The sequence below is a fragment of the Arcticibacter pallidicorallinus genome, from assembly GCF_003002875.1.
Classification (GTDB): Bacteria; Bacteroidota; Bacteroidia; order Sphingobacteriales; family Sphingobacteriaceae; genus Arcticibacter; species Arcticibacter pallidicorallinus.
The window spans coordinates 1-14,996 of sequence record NZ_PVTH01000005.1; the positions used below are offsets into that span (position 1 = coordinate 1).

Here is a 14,996-nt window from a genome sequence, read left to right on the forward strand (position 1 = left end):
GAAGACCAGGGGAATGTTTAGGTTGAGATAGAGCTTTCTTTGAAATGTTCCAGGTACTCATTAGCTCTAACCCTTCAACGATTCATATTGACAATCCAATGTTTTAAAGGTTACCTATTCTAAATTGTATGAAATCATGAAAAAATTAAAGCTGAACTTTGAGGAACTCAAAACAGAATTCGAAACCATCGACAATGATGCCATGAGACTAATTAGTGGGGGTTACGACTGTGTTTTTAACTTGATGGGGTACTTAAGTAGCCAGTATGGTGGATCAAACTCATCCAGCTATTACTATAGTAATTATAGTGGTGGTTGGCAGTATGACTCCTCGGGCAACACAATAGGAATTAGCAGCACCAGTGCTCAAGGTTACCTGTCTCAAAATTTTGACTACGATCCAACGCCGAGCTCACTTGAGGTATATAATGCATTAAATGGTTATGATAGTGCACAAGTAATTGCTAATATTTATATGGGCGGCATCACACATGCCGTTACGATTGAAAGTCAACTTTCTGATGGATCATATATAATTTTCGATCCATCTTCCGGGAGAACCTCCCAGATTGGGTCGGGGCAAATTCAATCTTGGGGACTCGTCTGTGGAACTAAATAGTTGCCCATCTATGAAAAGAATTCTCATTATCTTGGTACTTGTGTTGATATGTACACAAATAAAGGCTCAACGTCCGATGGACTGGGCTTTTAAGTTAAACCTTAAGGATTATAATGTAAAGTATTCTTTGCCAAAAGGGTTTTCACACCTCGATTCTATGATAAGTTCATACTGTCGGAGCGACTGGTCGGAACTTTTTCAATATAGCTTGATTAATACTGAAGGAGACATAGCTATCCGGTTTCTAATGATTCCAATAACACCGAAAACAGCGGAGCAACTGGAGTATAGAAAAAGACTTTTCAACCTTTCGGAGCTCTTTCCGCCTAATCAAAATTACCTTAGGACGATTTATTTTCAACTGGAAGCTGATACAACAAACCGGATTGCATACTATCCTAAGGCTTACGCTAAGAAGACATTTAATGTAGATGTTGCAGGAGAATATGACAGAGAATGTAAGATAGTCTACAAAGGTAAGTTCTATAAAAGTAAGGTCGTGTTCTTACATAAAGAGGACCGAATGGACTGCTTTATACATTATTTTTATGAAGAGGGCAAAGAGGAAAAAGTACGAGAAACGATTGCGAAGACCAGGGGAATGTTTAGGTTGAGATAGAGCTTTCTTTGAAATGTTCCAGGTACTCATTAGCTCTAACCCTCAATTCATATTGACAATCCAATGTTTTAAAGGTTACCTATTCTAAATTGGATGAAATCATGAAAAAATTAAAGCTCAACTTTCAGGAACTCAAAACAGAATTCGAAACCATCGACAATGATGCCATGAGACTAATTAGTGGGGGTTACGACTGTGTTTTTAACTTGATGGGGTACTTAAGTAGCCAGTATGGTGGATCAAACTCATCAAGCTATTACTATAGTAATTATAGTGGTGGTTGGCAGTATGATTCGTCGGGAAACACTATAGGAATTAGCAGCACCAGTGCACAAGGTTACCTGTCTCAAAACTTTGACTACGATCCAACGCCGAGTTCTCTGGAGGTATACAATGCATTACATGGGTATGATAGTGCAACCGTGATTGCTAATATTTATATGGGCGGCATCACACATGCCGTTACAATCCAAAATCAACTTCCTGATGGGTCATACCTAGTCTATGATCCCTCTTCGGGGCAGACCAATCAAATTGGAACCGGGCAAATTCAATCTTGGGGACTTGTCTGTGGATCTAGGTAGTTGCGTGACATGAAAAAGATTCTTTTAATCTCGGCACTTGTATTAATATGTACACACTTAAAAGCTCAACGTCCGATGGACTGGGCTTTTAAGTTAAATCTCAAATATTATAATATTAAATATTCTGCTCCAGAAGGATTTTCGCATCTGGATTCAATGACGAGTTCATATTGTCTGAGTAATCGTTCAGAGCTTTTTCAATATAGCTTAATAAATAAAGAGGAAGACATAGCAATTCGGTTTTTAATGATCCAAATACTTCCACAAACCGCTGAGCAACTAGAGCGAACGAGAAGGCTATTTAATCTCAAATACGTGACTCTTCCGAATGACAATTACCTCAGAACTATTTATTTGCAGTTGGAAGGTGATACAGCAAACCGGATTGTATACTATCCAAAGTCATACGCTAAAAAAACGTTTAATGTCAATGTTGCCGGAGAATATGACAGGGAATGTAAACTGATTTACAAAGATAAGTTCTATAAAAGCAAGGTTGTTTTCTTACATAGGGAAAACAAACTAGACTGCTTTATACATTATTTCTATGAAGAGGGCAAAGAGGAAAAAGTACGAGAAATCATTGCGAAGACTAGACGGATGTTTAGATTGAGATAGAGCTGTCTTTGAGAGTTGATCTGATGCCCAAAGCGCCCATTTGAATTCTGGGAATGAATATGCGAATGAACATTCAGCGCTAGCGTCTGTTTACTCTCCTAACCAGAGAAGCAGAATAATGAAGAATAACCTACAGAAGAAGACCATACTTGTTACCGGGGCCAGCTCGGGTATCGGTCAGGGGATCGCTATTCGATTCGGTCAACAGGGCGCAAATGTGGTCGTTAACTATCACAGCGATGAAGAGGGAGCAAAATCGACGCTTGACAAGATTAACGCAGCTGGTGGCGATGGTTTTATATACCAGGCGGATGTGAGCAGTGAAGAGGAAGTGAAGGGCATGTATGAAGAGGCGGTTAAGAAGTATGGGTCGATCGATGTTTTAATCAACAACGCCGGAATCCAGAAGGATAGCTCCTTTTCGGAAATGACTTTGGACGAATGGAACGGCGTAATCAAGACAAATCTAACGGGACAATTCCTGTGTGCACGGGAAGCTATCAGGCTCTTTGTACAAAAGCCGGACGTTGGTAACGAGGCGAAGGCTAAAGGAAACATCATTTTTATCAGTTCTGTGCATGACATCATTCCCTGGGCGGGACATGTGAACTATGCCTCTTCCAAGGGGGGCATCTCTATGCTGATGAAATCGCTTGCTCTGGAAGTAGCACAAAAAAAGATCCGCGTAAATTGTATTTCCCCTGGAGCAATTGCTACTGATATCAATGATGATGTATGGAAGGACGAGCAAAAGAAAGCGGAACTTCTGAAACTCATCCCGTATAAGCGGATCGGGCAGCCGGAAGACATAGCGAAGACTGCAGTTTGGCTGGCATCCGATGAAAGTGATTACATCACCGGTACCACGATTTATGTTGATGGAGGTATGACGCTATATCCGGGATTCCTGGAAAATGGCTAAATGCAGAAGCTCCCCGAGGTGGTCAGAGCTTACTGCTCTGACTTTTTCTTATAGAGATAACTGCTTTCGATATTCTCCAGCTTACCGTACTTACGTTCGTAGCGAATACCTTCATCCGGACCAAAAGGATGACCGCCAAAGCCATTACGCATCATAGCTATCGCCTTATCTGCTACCCTATCTGAGTTTCGGGAGGCGAAAAGCTGCATGACCGACTGCGCAATCACCGGAACCGGTACCTCCATGCGCATGGCATCGGCAACGAGCCAGTTAACCTCTCCGGTGTCTTCGATATAGGATGGTACGCTTTCGAAGCCCTGTTGCTCGTTATAAGATTTCGCCATCAGTTCGATCAGCCAGGAACGAATAACGGAGCCATGGTTCCAGGTCTTTAAAATTTCCGGAAAGTTAAGATCCTCTCGGTAATTGGACAAAAGGTCCATCCCTTCGGCGATCGCCTGCAGCATACCGAACTCTATTCCGTTGTGAACGAGCTTGACATAATGTCCCGAGCCGGGACCACCGGTATGCACATATCCATTTTCGACCGCCAGATCCTTCAAAATCGGTGACACATGAACCATTGCTTCGGGTTCGCCTCCTGCCATGAAACACGCACCGTTTCTCGCTCCGTCAACGCCTCCGCTGGTGCCGCAGTCTACGAACGCAATACCGTGTTCTTTCAGTTCCTGGGCCCTGCGAACAGAATCTCCCCAATAAGAATTGCCACCATCAACGATAATATCATTTTCCTGAAGCCTGGTGGACAGCTGTTCAATTATCCGGTCAATTACCGCTCCGGCGGGCACGTATATAAATACTATCTTCGGAGAAGCCAGTTCCGCGACAAACGCATCCATATCAGACACTTGAAGCACACCATAGTCCTGAAGCTCCTGGTAGTTGTTCAGGTCATACCCAATAACCTGATACCCTTTATCAATAGCCTGTAGAGCCATGTTGCCTCCCATTTTACCTAGCCCTATGATACCTATTGTTGTCTTCTTCATCTTTTCACGAATAATATGAGGTCAATCACTGGTATTAGTAAGACCCAAGTCAATATTTTGTTTTAGGAAATGGGATAAAGCGGAGTACCTTCGCGCTGAATAAACAATGTAATTCTACTTGAAAAAAATAAATGCCTTGTTTCTGTAACCGGGCTTGTCAGCGTACCAATCGGCGTATCTGACGCCGCCTGATAATGCCCATTGTGAGAAGTAGGCGTAAACATCATAAATTGCCTTTTTCTCAACCGGGTAGTCGAACGAACCGAAAATATCGAGTGCGAACGGCTTGTTTTCTTTCGTAAGGTAGTACCTGCTCTTCTGTTCGTTGGAGTTATCAAACTGAGTTGATAGCAGACTCTTATCTGCAAGATCTGTAGGCAGATGATTAACGAGGTGTACTTCCCTGCCCCGGGTCTGGTTGCTGATCAGGAAGGGGTTGAAAGGAGCGCGTGCTGTAAAGTCTTCCTGCAGAGGTGAATGGAACGTTATGCTGATATCCACCGTCGTGCTGTTTACCAGGCCACTGTTCTGGACGGTGTTTATGAAGCCAGGATTCGAAGCGAACAGCTCTTTATGGGAGTCGAACGGTATGATCACAGCAGTCGACTGATTTGCCTCGGTTCCATTTCCTGACAATCGGATATAGTTGTTACTGAGCCTCTGACCGCTCACGCTTTTTACTGTGCCTGCTGTGAGAGGAAGCTGCACGCCAAAACCGTTGCTGAAACTGGCACCGGCGGCCAGAGGTTTATAGGAGCCATTTAGATGGACAACATTATTGTTAGCGTTCATCGCAAACTTGTATTGGTAGCTGATAACCAGATCGTTCAGGTCATAATCTCCTTCAGCAGGCCACATATCTTCAAAGGTCAGAGTTCCCCATACCGATTTGCTCGGGTAATATCGGTTATAAGCCAGTTTGGGGTCTTCAGGATATTCATCATAGAGATCAGGAACTCCGTCGCCATCCGTATCTACTACCTTCTCATCTACGAAAGGAATGCCTGTTGGCGAAATGGCATCTACCGGATTGGATTGAGCATAGAAAACCAGATCGTTGAAGTCCTGGTCACTATGAGCACCCGGCGTCCGGTTAATATCCTCGAAAGCTACCAGGAAGACACGCTGACTAGCGTCGTTTAGAAGTACGTTATGTCTCTTAAGGCTGTTGTTGGTTTCAGGATTGAGGTGTTCGTCTGTGTAAAATTTCGTTGCATTGTAGTTCACAGATTTATCGGTGGTTTGGTAGGCGTTTTGGATGAGCACAAAGCCGACCGAGGTTCCGGGTTTAAATCTTCCGATCTTTACTTTATCACCCATGAGCAGATTTCCCAGCCCCTGGCTTCCTTTCATTGATGCGTTGGGGAGGATCATTCTGATGGTGTCGATCTGGTCCGCGGATGTTGGTTTTTGTCCGGTTGGATATGTATAATATCCCAATGAATTCAGGAATTCCGCTCCTTCATGCACGAAAGTGATCCAGACGTCAGAAGTCCTGGTGATGGTAAGATTTGTCGGTGCTTCTGTATTCAAAAACTCCGGATGCCTGTCCGGAACCGAGCTTCCCTCAGGAATGGTATTTCCCAGATGTTGAATCAGGGCAGCCATATCAACCCGCTGATCGACCGGTTCCCGGTCGAGAGGCCTGCCAAGTTCATCAAAGGATGCGGGATCATAGATGTAGGCAGTGTTTTGTGAAGAGGTATTGAAGCGGGAAGATTTTAAATTCATTGTCGAACGGGTCCCTTTTTGAATCATAATGTTTCCGCTGATGCCATTGGCTCCGCCGATAACGGCGGTGACAGAGCTTCCGGCTATGTAGGCATTCACCTTTCTCGCGAGACCGATGTAAGCCGGATCTATGACGATGCTTTCCAGATAAGCCGGGAGGTTTAATGTTGCCTTCACATACCCGTCTGCGTCACTAAGTACTTTGGTGAGTTCTTCGCCAGGCTCCATAGATAAGGGATCATATACGGAAACAAGGACATTCTTTAGCGGCTGGTCTGTCCGTGTCAGAAGCCGGATGTTTAGTGCCACTTTCTTTGTGGTGCTGTAATTGAATCCTTCAGGCGATACCTTATCGCCGGGAAGTTCTCCACTTGATTCGGTTAACTGATTTTTTTGACAGGATAGCGCCGACAAAGCAAGCATAACCACACACAATTTGAGAAACGTCATTTTCATGCTGTGCTGTGTGCATTTTTTATACCAGTTCATCTGATAAGAATTAGTACACACTTTGGTTAACATTATTTCACACATTGTGTGGCAATTTTAACTATTGCGATAAATTGTGAATGCCCCAGATGAGAAAAAAAATGCACATGGGACATAATAGCCTGAATTTATTTAGCCGTGTTTATTAATATCTTTGAGCTCGGGATCTCGACCGGATCCATTCTATGACATCGCTTACAGCTGAATTTCATGAAGACACAAAAGGAAAAAATGTTTAATGGTGAGCCTTACGATGCTCATTGTGAGGAGATGATCAACATTCGAATGAGGGTGAAGGGTCTTCTGCACAAATTGAATGTAACAGAGTATTATACAGACAAGTTTCAGGGAATAATGAACGAATTGTGTCCCAATTCAGCCAGTAATATTCATCTGGAACCTCCCTTTTACTGCGATTACGGAGATCATATTTACGCGGGGGATAAAGTATTCATCAACTTTGGGGCGGTAATCCTCGATGGGGCGAAAGTTACAATCGGTGCCCGTACACTGATTGCCCCTGGGGTGCATATCTATACCGCAGAGCATCCACTGGATGCTGATGAACGCGATCAATGGGAAAGCTGCAGACCGGTCACCATTGGAGAGCGTTGCTGGATCGGAGGGCATGTTACCATTTGTCCGGGTGTAACCATCGGCGACCGTTGCGTAATCGGCGCCGGATCCGTAGTGGTTAAAGATATTCCGAATGATTCCCTTGCAGTGGGTAACCCAGCCCGCGTAATCAGAAAGCTCAACCAGGCTGAAGGGGAAATAGACGAGTATTTTTCTGGAAAGACATAAAACAATATGCTCATTGATTAGTAATTACCTAATGTAATTCCTGACCAATGGCTAAAGAAAAAACGAGCAAAGCCTCCAGGCGCAATTTCCTGAAACAATCTACGCTAATAACGGTCGCCGCTATGGCACCTCCTGTTGCCCTCAAAGCGGCCGAGGAGCAGTGGGACGAGCGACTGGCATCTGCTATCGAGAACGTTCCGTTAAACATCGAAGTAAACGGAAGTGTGCATCAGGCGAAAATTGATCCTCGTGTAACGCTTCTCGATTTTCTTCGTGAACATCTGCAGCTAACGGGCACAAAGAAGGGCTGTGACTATGGACAGTGCGGTGCCTGCACGGTGCATGTTGACGGGCAGCGCATCAACTCTTGCCTGAGCCTTGCGGTGATGAACGACGGTCGCAAGGTTACAACGATTGAGGGACTGGCTGACGGCGCTGAGCTGCATCCGATGCAGGCCGCATTTATCAAGCATGATGGTTTGCAATGCGGTTATTGCACCCCGGGGCAAATTATGTCGGCAGTCGCCTGCATTAGGGAAGGTCATGCAGATAGTGATGAGGAAATACGTGAATTTATGAGTGGAAATATTTGTCGCTGTGGCGCCTACCCCAATATAGTAGCAGCCATCAGAGAGGTGAAAGGAGGGTCAAAAGTATGAAGCAGTTTCAGTACGTACGGCCAACGGAAGCCGGTTTGGCAATCAACGCGCTGTTAAAGGATTCCGGAGCAAAATTTGTAGCCGGCGGAACAAATCTCCTTGATCTTATGAAGCGGGGAATTGAAGCGCCGGAACGGCTTGTTGACATCAATCGACTTCCTCTTAAGGAAATAACGAAGAACGACCAGGGATTTAACATTGGTGCCTTGACTTTGAACAGCAGTCTGGCGGAGCACAAAGATATTCGTAAAGACTTGCCTCTGCTGTCGCAGGCACTGCTTGCAGGTGCCTCCGCCCAGCTTAGAAATATGGCAACAGTTGGCGGTAACTTGCTGCAACGTACACGCTGTCCGTATTTCTACGATACTTCCATGCCTTGTAATAAACGCTTACCGGGTAGCGGATGTGGCGCGCTGAAAGGCTTCAACAGAATGCACGCGATCTTTGGTGCAAGTGAGCATTGCATTGCGGTGAATCCCAGCGATATGAATGTTGCCCTGTCCGCTCTGGATGCCATCGTTCAGCTGTCGGGCCCTAAGGGAAAGAGGAACATTCCTATTCAGGACTTCCACCGTCTACCAGGCGACCGGCCTGAACTGGACTCCGTTATTGGCAAGAACGAACTGATAACAGGGATCAGCATCCCCACATCAGCTTTAAAGCACGTTCATTATCTTAAGATACGTGATAGGAGTTCTTACGCTTTCGCGCTTGTTTCGGTAGCGGCGGCACTCGATCTTGAGGGAACTACAATCCGTTGGGCAAGTCTGGCTATGGGTGGGGTTGCACATAAACCCTGGCGGCTTACAGAAGTGGAAACCTTCCTTGCGGGCCAGCAGATATCTGCTGGCCTGTTTCAGGAGGCGGGAACACTGGCCATGCGTGGCGCCAAAGCATACGAGCACAATGAATTCAAACTAAAGCTGGCACCTCTCAGTATCGGACACGCACTCAGTATCGCTTCCGGACTGGTAAAAGCATAAACCTCAGCAGATGGAAAAGATATCTCAGTCAGTAAGAGAACCCCTGCATAGGGTAGACAGCAGGTTAAAAGTAACCGGAGCAGCAAAATATTCAGCAGAGTATCCCCTCCCCGGCTTGGTATATGCGGTGCTGGTGACCAGTACGATTGCTAAGGGAAGCATCAAGTCGATTGACAGCAAGGCAGCGGGCAATGCTCCCGGAGTACTCGCGGTCATTTCACACGTCAATGCCATTAGACCTCCAGGGTACCCTGCGGATAATGAGCATCCTACAGAGCCGTCAACACGCGGCCAGCCTTTAAGGGTTTTCTATAACAACAAAGTCTATTTTAACGGTCAACCTATCGCTGTAGTGGTTGCTGACACGTTCGAACGCGCGACGTACGCAGCTTCATTGTTAAAGATTAGCTATTCAAAAGAAGAACACCGCACCGATTTTCACGCGCATAGGGATAAGGCGGTTTTGCCGGAATCGGCCAAAAGAAATCCCAGGTCCGGATTGGCCGACTATGACCGCGGCGAGGTCGATGGATATAAGAAGGCCGCAGTTAAGCTGGAGGCAGAATATGAGCATCCGGCAGAGATGCATAATCCCATGGAGTTACAGGCCATCACTGTACATTGGGAAGCGCATAATAAGCTCACACTCTATGATAAAGTGCAGGGAACGCAGCCTACACAGCAAAACTTCGCCAGAGAATGGAAACTTCCTGTCGAGAATGTAAAGGTTATCGCTCCTTTCGTAGGCGGGGCATTCGGGAACGGTCTCCATAACTGGCCGCATGAAACCGCGGCCATTATTGCATCGAAAATGGTCAACCGGCCGGTTAAGCTGATGCTGACGCGCGAGCAAATGTTTTTCATGGTGGGCTACAGGCCGAGAACCTGGCAGAAAATAGGCATTGGCGCTTCTGCCGATGGAAAGATCGTCGGGATCTCACACTCATCAATAGGTCAGACATCATCTTACGAGCAGTTTACGGAAAGCACTCTGCAACAGTCAAAAATGATGTATACGGCGCCAAATGTGAGTACGCGCTATAGGATCCTTCCCCTTGACCTCAGCACACCCATCTGGATGCGCGGTCCGGGAGAAGCCACCGGTGCATTCGCCCTGGAAAGCGCGATGGATGAGTTAGCCTATCTGCTGAAGATGGATCCACTGACATTTCGGCTAGCGAATTACACCGACTCTGATCCGGAAAAGAAGCTACCCTGGTCGACCAAGTTTCTGAAAGAATGCTTCGAGATGGGTAGCAAGGCTATTGGCTGGGAGAAAAGGAAGCTGGAGCCCGGTATGTTGAGCGATGGGCATTGGCAGATCGGCTACGGAATGGGAGTAGGAACTTTTGGTGCCAATCGTGGAGGTGCCAAGGTTCGTGGGAAGCTGTATGCCAACGGATCGCTGGTGCTACAGAGTGCGGTAACAGATATAGGTCCGGGTACCGGCACCGCGATGACACAGGTAGCGGTTGATCATATCGGAATTTCAGCGAAGAGCATTACGTTCCAGCTGGGCAATTCCGAATTTCCTCAGGCAGGAAATCAGGGCGGCTCATCCACGGTCAACAGTGTCGGCTCTGCGGTGATCGCGGCTTGTATGGCCCTTAAAACAGATCTGCTGGCGCTGGCTGACAAGCATATTCCGGAGTTTAAGGGCAAAAGTCTGGAGCAGGTGGTCTTTGAGAAAGACAGCATCCGGCTCAAAGACAAAGACGTTAGTATGAGTCTTTCTGAGCTGATGAAGAAAAGCGGCACGGCAGACCTGGATGTTATTGAAGAAGCCAAACCGGGAGAAGAGCGAAAAGCCTACTCGATGTATTCATACTCGGTACACTTTGCGGAGGTGCATGTGCACTCGATAACCGGGAGGGTAAAAGTTAAAAAAGTGGTGACCTGTGCAGATGCGGGCGTGATTCTCAATAAGAAGACTGCTGGAAATCAGATGATCGGAGGCGTGACGGGCGGGATTGGCATGGCTTTGCAGGAAGACGCTGTGATGGATCATCGCTTTGGTAGATATATCACGAAGGATCTGGCTGATTATCATGTACCTGTACATGCTGATGTGCCGGATATTGAAGTCTTCTTTGCCGATAAACCCGATTACATCGTAGATCCTATGGGAACCAAGGGAATCGGGGAAATTGCGATCATTGGAGTGGCTCCCGCGATCACTAATGCGATATTTAACGCGACGGGTAAACGTATAAGGGAATTGCCGGTTACTCCTGACAAACTAAATATAACACGAACTTAAACATGTAATAATGATGTACGAATATGATCCGCTCGGAAAAGATCGGGAAAAAGATGATTCACAGAATAAAAGCACCGAAAATCCCGAGGGGGATTACGAGGAAAATAATGTGGAGCTCGAAGACGGAAGCGATGACCTGGTGTCGCCAGACGCTGGTGAGGGAGTAGATAATCTGGAGTAAATGAAGAGGTTGGTTGTATTAACGGGTGCGGGTATTAGTGCCGAAAGCGGTTTGCAAACGTTTCGCGGCTCGGACGGACTCTGGGAAGGGCATGCGATTGAAGACGTTGCCACTCCTGAAGCCTGGGAGCGTAATCCTGTATTGGTTCAGCAATTTTATAACGAAAGAAGACAGTCGGTTCTAGATGCGCAGCCGAACGCTGCGCATCTGGCTTTAGCTGAATTGCAGTCTGCATTCGACGTGCAGATCATTACCCAGAATATCGATGATCTTCATGAGCGGGCGGGAAGCCAATCCGTATTGCATCTTCACGGCCTGATCACCAGGTCTCAGTCAAGCAGATTTCCCTGGTTAACCTATCCGCTGGAAGGGGCTGAAATCAAGATGGGTGAACTGTGCGAACGCGGCTCTCAGTTAAGGCCTCATGTGGTCTTTTTTGGCGAGCCCGTACCCATGCTCGAGGAGGCGGCCGAAATCTGTCAGGGTGCCGACTTCTTTGCTGTTATTGGTACGACACTGCTCGTTTACCCCGCAGCCGGCCTGGTTGACTATGTCCCTCGGGGAATCCCCAAGTTCGTTATTGACCCGGAAATTCCGAATGTGCGTGATAGCGAATTCGTGCGTATTCAGGAGCCTGCCAGTACGGGCATATTGAAGATGATTGATCGACTATTTACCGTTTAACCAGCTTGAGTATCCCTGTGTTGGAAGGTCCAGGCCAATATGCGGCTCTTTTTTTGTCCCTGAGACATGTTTATGGTTTTGACGGCTGTGGCTCCATGATAGCTTAAATCACGATAGCAGGCAGGTAGGGTTTCTTTTTTGGAAATCAGGGAAGTAAACCATCTACAGTTGCTGGAGAACTGCAGGCTTTCTTTGATCATCTGTCGAACGAATCGCTCCTCTCCTCCTTCGCACCAGAGCTCCGTGTTCTGACCGCCGAAGTTTAGCAAGTCTTTGTCGTGGTTTTGGCCTCTTAGATTCTTCCATTTTCTTCCCGAGCCTTCCATAGCCGCCTGTCGCGACGCATGAAACGGCGGATTGCAAATTGTAGCGTCAAACTTTTCGCCCGGTCTGATGACACCGCTGAAGATATTTGAAGACGAGCTTTGTTTTCGGATAGAGATCACTTTAGACAGCAGGTTAGCATCTACGATTCCCTTCGCATTTTTCAATGCCAGGGAGTCTGTTTCGGAGCCTACAAATGTCCAGCCGTATTCACTGTGCCCTATCAATGGATAGATACAATTAGCTCCGACACCAATGTCCAGAATTTTGATGTGTTTCCCTGTAGGAATTTCAGCTTCAGCGGGCTCAGCGAGCAGATCAGCGAGGTAATGCAAATAGTCTGCCCTGCCAGGTATAGGAGGACAGAGGTATCCTTTGGGAATATCCCAAAGCTCAATCCCGTAAAAATATTTAAGGAGTGATTGGTTCAGCGCTTTTACAGCATCCGGATCCTTGAAGTCAACAGAAAGATCGCCATAGGGATTGACAGAAACATAATCGCTAAGCTGAGGGTTCGCCTTGATCAGCGAGGGAAAGTCGTACCTGTCACGGTGCTTATTCCTTGGATGCAGCATTTCTTTCTGATCGGTATTTCTGTTCGGCTGGTCTGTCATTGCAGGTAATTTCATGGCTAAATTATACATTAAGCGGTACAACATAAATTCTTATCTTTAATTTCAGAGAATCCAGCATTATTACAGCAAATCGGGTTATGATCAGAGCGTACCTTCTTACTTACATCTTTCTCTTCTTTACAGCACTTTCTTTTGGTATTGCACAGGAACAAACCGACACAGCTGCTCAGCAACAAACGCTGATGCTCAACGAGGCGATCATCCTCAAGGACCAGCAGCAGAAGCAAATCGATTCATTGGTGAAGATCCAACTGCAAAGAGAGTTGCAGCTGGCATCAGGTAATGCCCGCCGAACGGAAGAACTGGAGCAAAAACTCCGTCAAATCAAGATAAACGATTCTTTAAGAACCATCCAACAGATGGAGAAGATAAAGAGCTTGAAGAAAACAACCGTCGGTTATCCGGTAGTCCTGAATACTGACACGCTCTTTCATGTCTTCACGCGAACAGGTTCTTTCCAGGCGAAAGATCGCGCATCGGCTATATCCCTTAAAATTGAAAATCTATACAAGGATCCGTTTTTCTCCCCTGATTCGTTAGTGCTTGTTCAAAATGAAGATAATTTTGATGTGATATATAAAGACAGGCAGATACTGCTCACTGTTACTCCGATAGATGGATTGTGGTTCGGGAAAAGCAATCAGGAGCTGGCCGGGGAGTATCTTCAGATCGTACGGGAGGTCATCGTGCGCGAACGGGATGCTCACAGTCTGATAAACTGGCTGAAACGGATAGGATTAGTGCTCTTGATTATCCTTGTGCTGAGCTTCATCGTTGCGGGAATTAACCGCTTGTTTGCCCGTAGCGCCCTATTTATGTCAGCGGCAAGGGAGAAGTACATTTCGAGTCTCAGTATTCGTAATGTCAAGATATTCAGCCCTGAACATGTGGAGTATCTGCTACTGAGAATAAATAATATTGCCCGCATCTTGACTATACTGCTGGCGATCTACTTGTCGCTTCCTGTTCTCTTCAGTATCTTCCCGGAAACGGAAGCATGGACCGGCACACTTTTAGGCTGGGTACTGGCGCCCATTAAAGCTGCATTAAATGCCGTGGTGCAATATTTACCCAATCTCTTCACGATTGCGGTTATCTATTATATTTTCAAGTACATTTTGAAAGGCATCAAATACTTGTTTTTTGAAATCAAAAGGGAGAACATTCGTATCAGAGGTTTTCATACAGATTGGGCGGTCCCAACATTTAACATTCTCCGCTTTATGCTTTATGCATTTATGCTGGTTCTGATATTCCCCTATCTTCCAGGTTCAGATTCTCCTGCCTTTCAGGGTGTATCCGTATTTCTGGGTATACTTTTTTCCCTGGGTTCATCCAGCGCCATAAATAATATCGTCGCAGGTTTGGTGATTACGTACATGCGACCGTTTAAAATCGGCGACAGGGTCAAAATTGGTGAAGTAACGGGCGACATCGTGGAAAAGTCGATGCTGGTGACCCGGATCAGGACTATCAAGAATGAAGACATCACTGTTCCCAATTCGATGGTTCTGACAAGCAGCACAGTGAATTACTCCAACCATACCCGAGCTGAAAGACAAGGTCTCATCGTCCATTATACCGTAACGGTCGGTTATGACGTTCCCTGGAAGCAGGTTTATGATTTGCTGATTGAGGCGGCATTGAAAGCGGCACACATCCTCGAGGAGCCTAAACCATTTGTTCTCCAGATCAGTTTGGACGACTATTATGTCTCCTACCAGATCAACGCATATACCAGAGAGGCAAATAAACAAGCCGTAATCTACAGCAGCCTGCTGGAAAATATTCAGGACGTGTTCGGTGCAGCCGGAATAGAAATACTATCTCCTGTCTACAATGTCATGCGGACGGAGGAATCCAAAGAGTAATCA

General features: G+C 46.3%; 15 protein-coding genes. 12 read left to right on the top strand and 3 right to left on the bottom strand.

What is annotated here, in order from left to right; translation table 11 throughout:
* Positions 1–136: 136 nt before the first annotated feature.
* From B0I27_RS09255 to B0I27_RS09275, 5 genes are all read left to right on the top strand, one after another.
* Positions 137–619, top strand: a complete 483-nt coding sequence (locus B0I27_RS09255; RefSeq protein ID WP_106292970.1) for a hypothetical protein — start codon at positions 137–139, stop codon at positions 617–619.
* A gap of 247 nt (positions 620–866) precedes the next feature.
* A complete protein-coding gene (locus B0I27_RS09260; RefSeq protein WP_146133110.1) occupies positions 867–1,238 on the top strand; it encodes a hypothetical protein in 372 nt (123 codons plus the stop codon).
* Between the two features lie 209 nt (positions 1,239–1,447).
* Positions 1,448–1,822 carry a hypothetical protein gene (locus tag B0I27_RS09265; RefSeq protein WP_181276729.1) on the top strand — a complete coding sequence of 125 codons (375 nt, stop codon included), beginning with the start codon at positions 1,448–1,450 and terminating at the stop codon, positions 1,820–1,822.
* A 9-nt stretch (positions 1,823–1,831) separates the two neighbouring features.
* A complete protein-coding gene (locus tag B0I27_RS09270) occupies positions 1,832–2,440 on the top strand; it encodes a hypothetical protein (protein ID WP_106292973.1) in 609 nt (202 codons plus the stop codon).
* Between the two features lie 118 nt (positions 2,441–2,558).
* Entirely contained in the window at positions 2,559–3,362 is an 804-nt protein-coding gene (locus B0I27_RS09275) for an SDR family oxidoreductase (protein ID WP_181276730.1), read from the top strand.
* Positions 3,363–3,391: 29 nt separating this feature from the next.
* On the opposite strand, the gene gnd is transcribed toward B0I27_RS09275, so the two are convergent.
* Entirely contained in the window at positions 3,392–4,372 is a 981-nt protein-coding gene (gnd, locus tag B0I27_RS09280; RefSeq protein WP_106292974.1) for a phosphogluconate dehydrogenase (NAD(+)-dependent, decarboxylating), read from the bottom strand.
* 114 nt (positions 4,373–4,486) lie between these two features.
* Positions 4,487–6,592 (bottom strand): LruC domain-containing protein, encoded by a 2,106-nt coding sequence (locus B0I27_RS09285; protein WP_181276731.1) that lies wholly within the window; start codon positions 6,590–6,592, stop codon positions 4,487–4,489.
* Between the two features lie 210 nt (positions 6,593–6,802).
* Between B0I27_RS09285 and B0I27_RS09290 the strand changes: the two genes are divergently transcribed.
* The 6 genes from B0I27_RS09290 to B0I27_RS09310 are packed head-to-tail and all read left to right on the top strand — an operon-like array spanning position 6,803 to position 12,163.
* Positions 6,803–7,396 carry a sugar O-acetyltransferase gene (locus B0I27_RS09290; RefSeq protein WP_106292976.1) on the top strand — a complete coding sequence of 198 codons (594 nt, stop codon included), beginning with the start codon at positions 6,803–6,805 and terminating at the stop codon, positions 7,394–7,396.
* 47 nt (positions 7,397–7,443) lie between these two features.
* Positions 7,444–8,055 carry a (2Fe-2S)-binding protein gene (locus B0I27_RS09295; RefSeq protein WP_106292977.1) on the top strand — a complete coding sequence of 204 codons (612 nt, stop codon included), beginning with the start codon at positions 7,444–7,446 and terminating at the stop codon, positions 8,053–8,055.
* A complete protein-coding gene (locus B0I27_RS09300) occupies positions 8,052–9,038 on the top strand; it encodes an FAD binding domain-containing protein (RefSeq protein ID WP_106292978.1) in 987 nt (328 codons plus the stop codon). Before B0I27_RS09295 ends, B0I27_RS09300 begins: the two co-directional genes overlap by 4 nt.
* Positions 9,039–9,048: 10 nt before the next feature.
* Positions 9,049–11,298 (top strand): xanthine dehydrogenase family protein molybdopterin-binding subunit, encoded by a 2,250-nt coding sequence (locus tag B0I27_RS09305; RefSeq protein ID WP_106292979.1) that lies wholly within the window; start codon positions 9,049–9,051, stop codon positions 11,296–11,298.
* A 10-nt stretch (positions 11,299–11,308) separates the two neighbouring features.
* Complete coding sequence (locus B0I27_RS17470; RefSeq protein ID WP_181276732.1) at positions 11,309–11,479, top strand: hypothetical protein; 171 nt, start codon at positions 11,309–11,311, stop codon at positions 11,477–11,479.
* On the top strand, positions 11,480–12,163 hold the full coding sequence (locus B0I27_RS09310) for an SIR2 family NAD-dependent protein deacylase (protein ID WP_106292980.1): 684 nt from the start codon (positions 11,480–11,482) through the stop codon (positions 12,161–12,163).
* Here B0I27_RS09310 and rlmF read toward each other — a convergent pair.
* On the bottom strand, positions 12,160–13,116 hold the full coding sequence (gene rlmF / locus B0I27_RS09315) for a 23S rRNA (adenine(1618)-N(6))-methyltransferase RlmF (protein ID WP_245925474.1): 957 nt from the start codon (positions 13,114–13,116) through the stop codon (positions 12,160–12,162). The two genes, B0I27_RS09310 and rlmF, sit on opposite strands and share 4 nt — an antisense overlap.
* A gap of 83 nt (positions 13,117–13,199) precedes the next feature.
* On the opposite strand from rlmF, the gene B0I27_RS09320 reads away from it, so the two are divergent.
* Positions 13,200–14,993, top strand: coding sequence for a mechanosensitive ion channel family protein (locus B0I27_RS09320; RefSeq protein ID WP_106292981.1), 1,794 nt, complete (start codon positions 13,200–13,202; stop codon positions 14,991–14,993).
* The last annotated feature ends 3 nt before the right edge of the window (positions 14,994–14,996 follow it).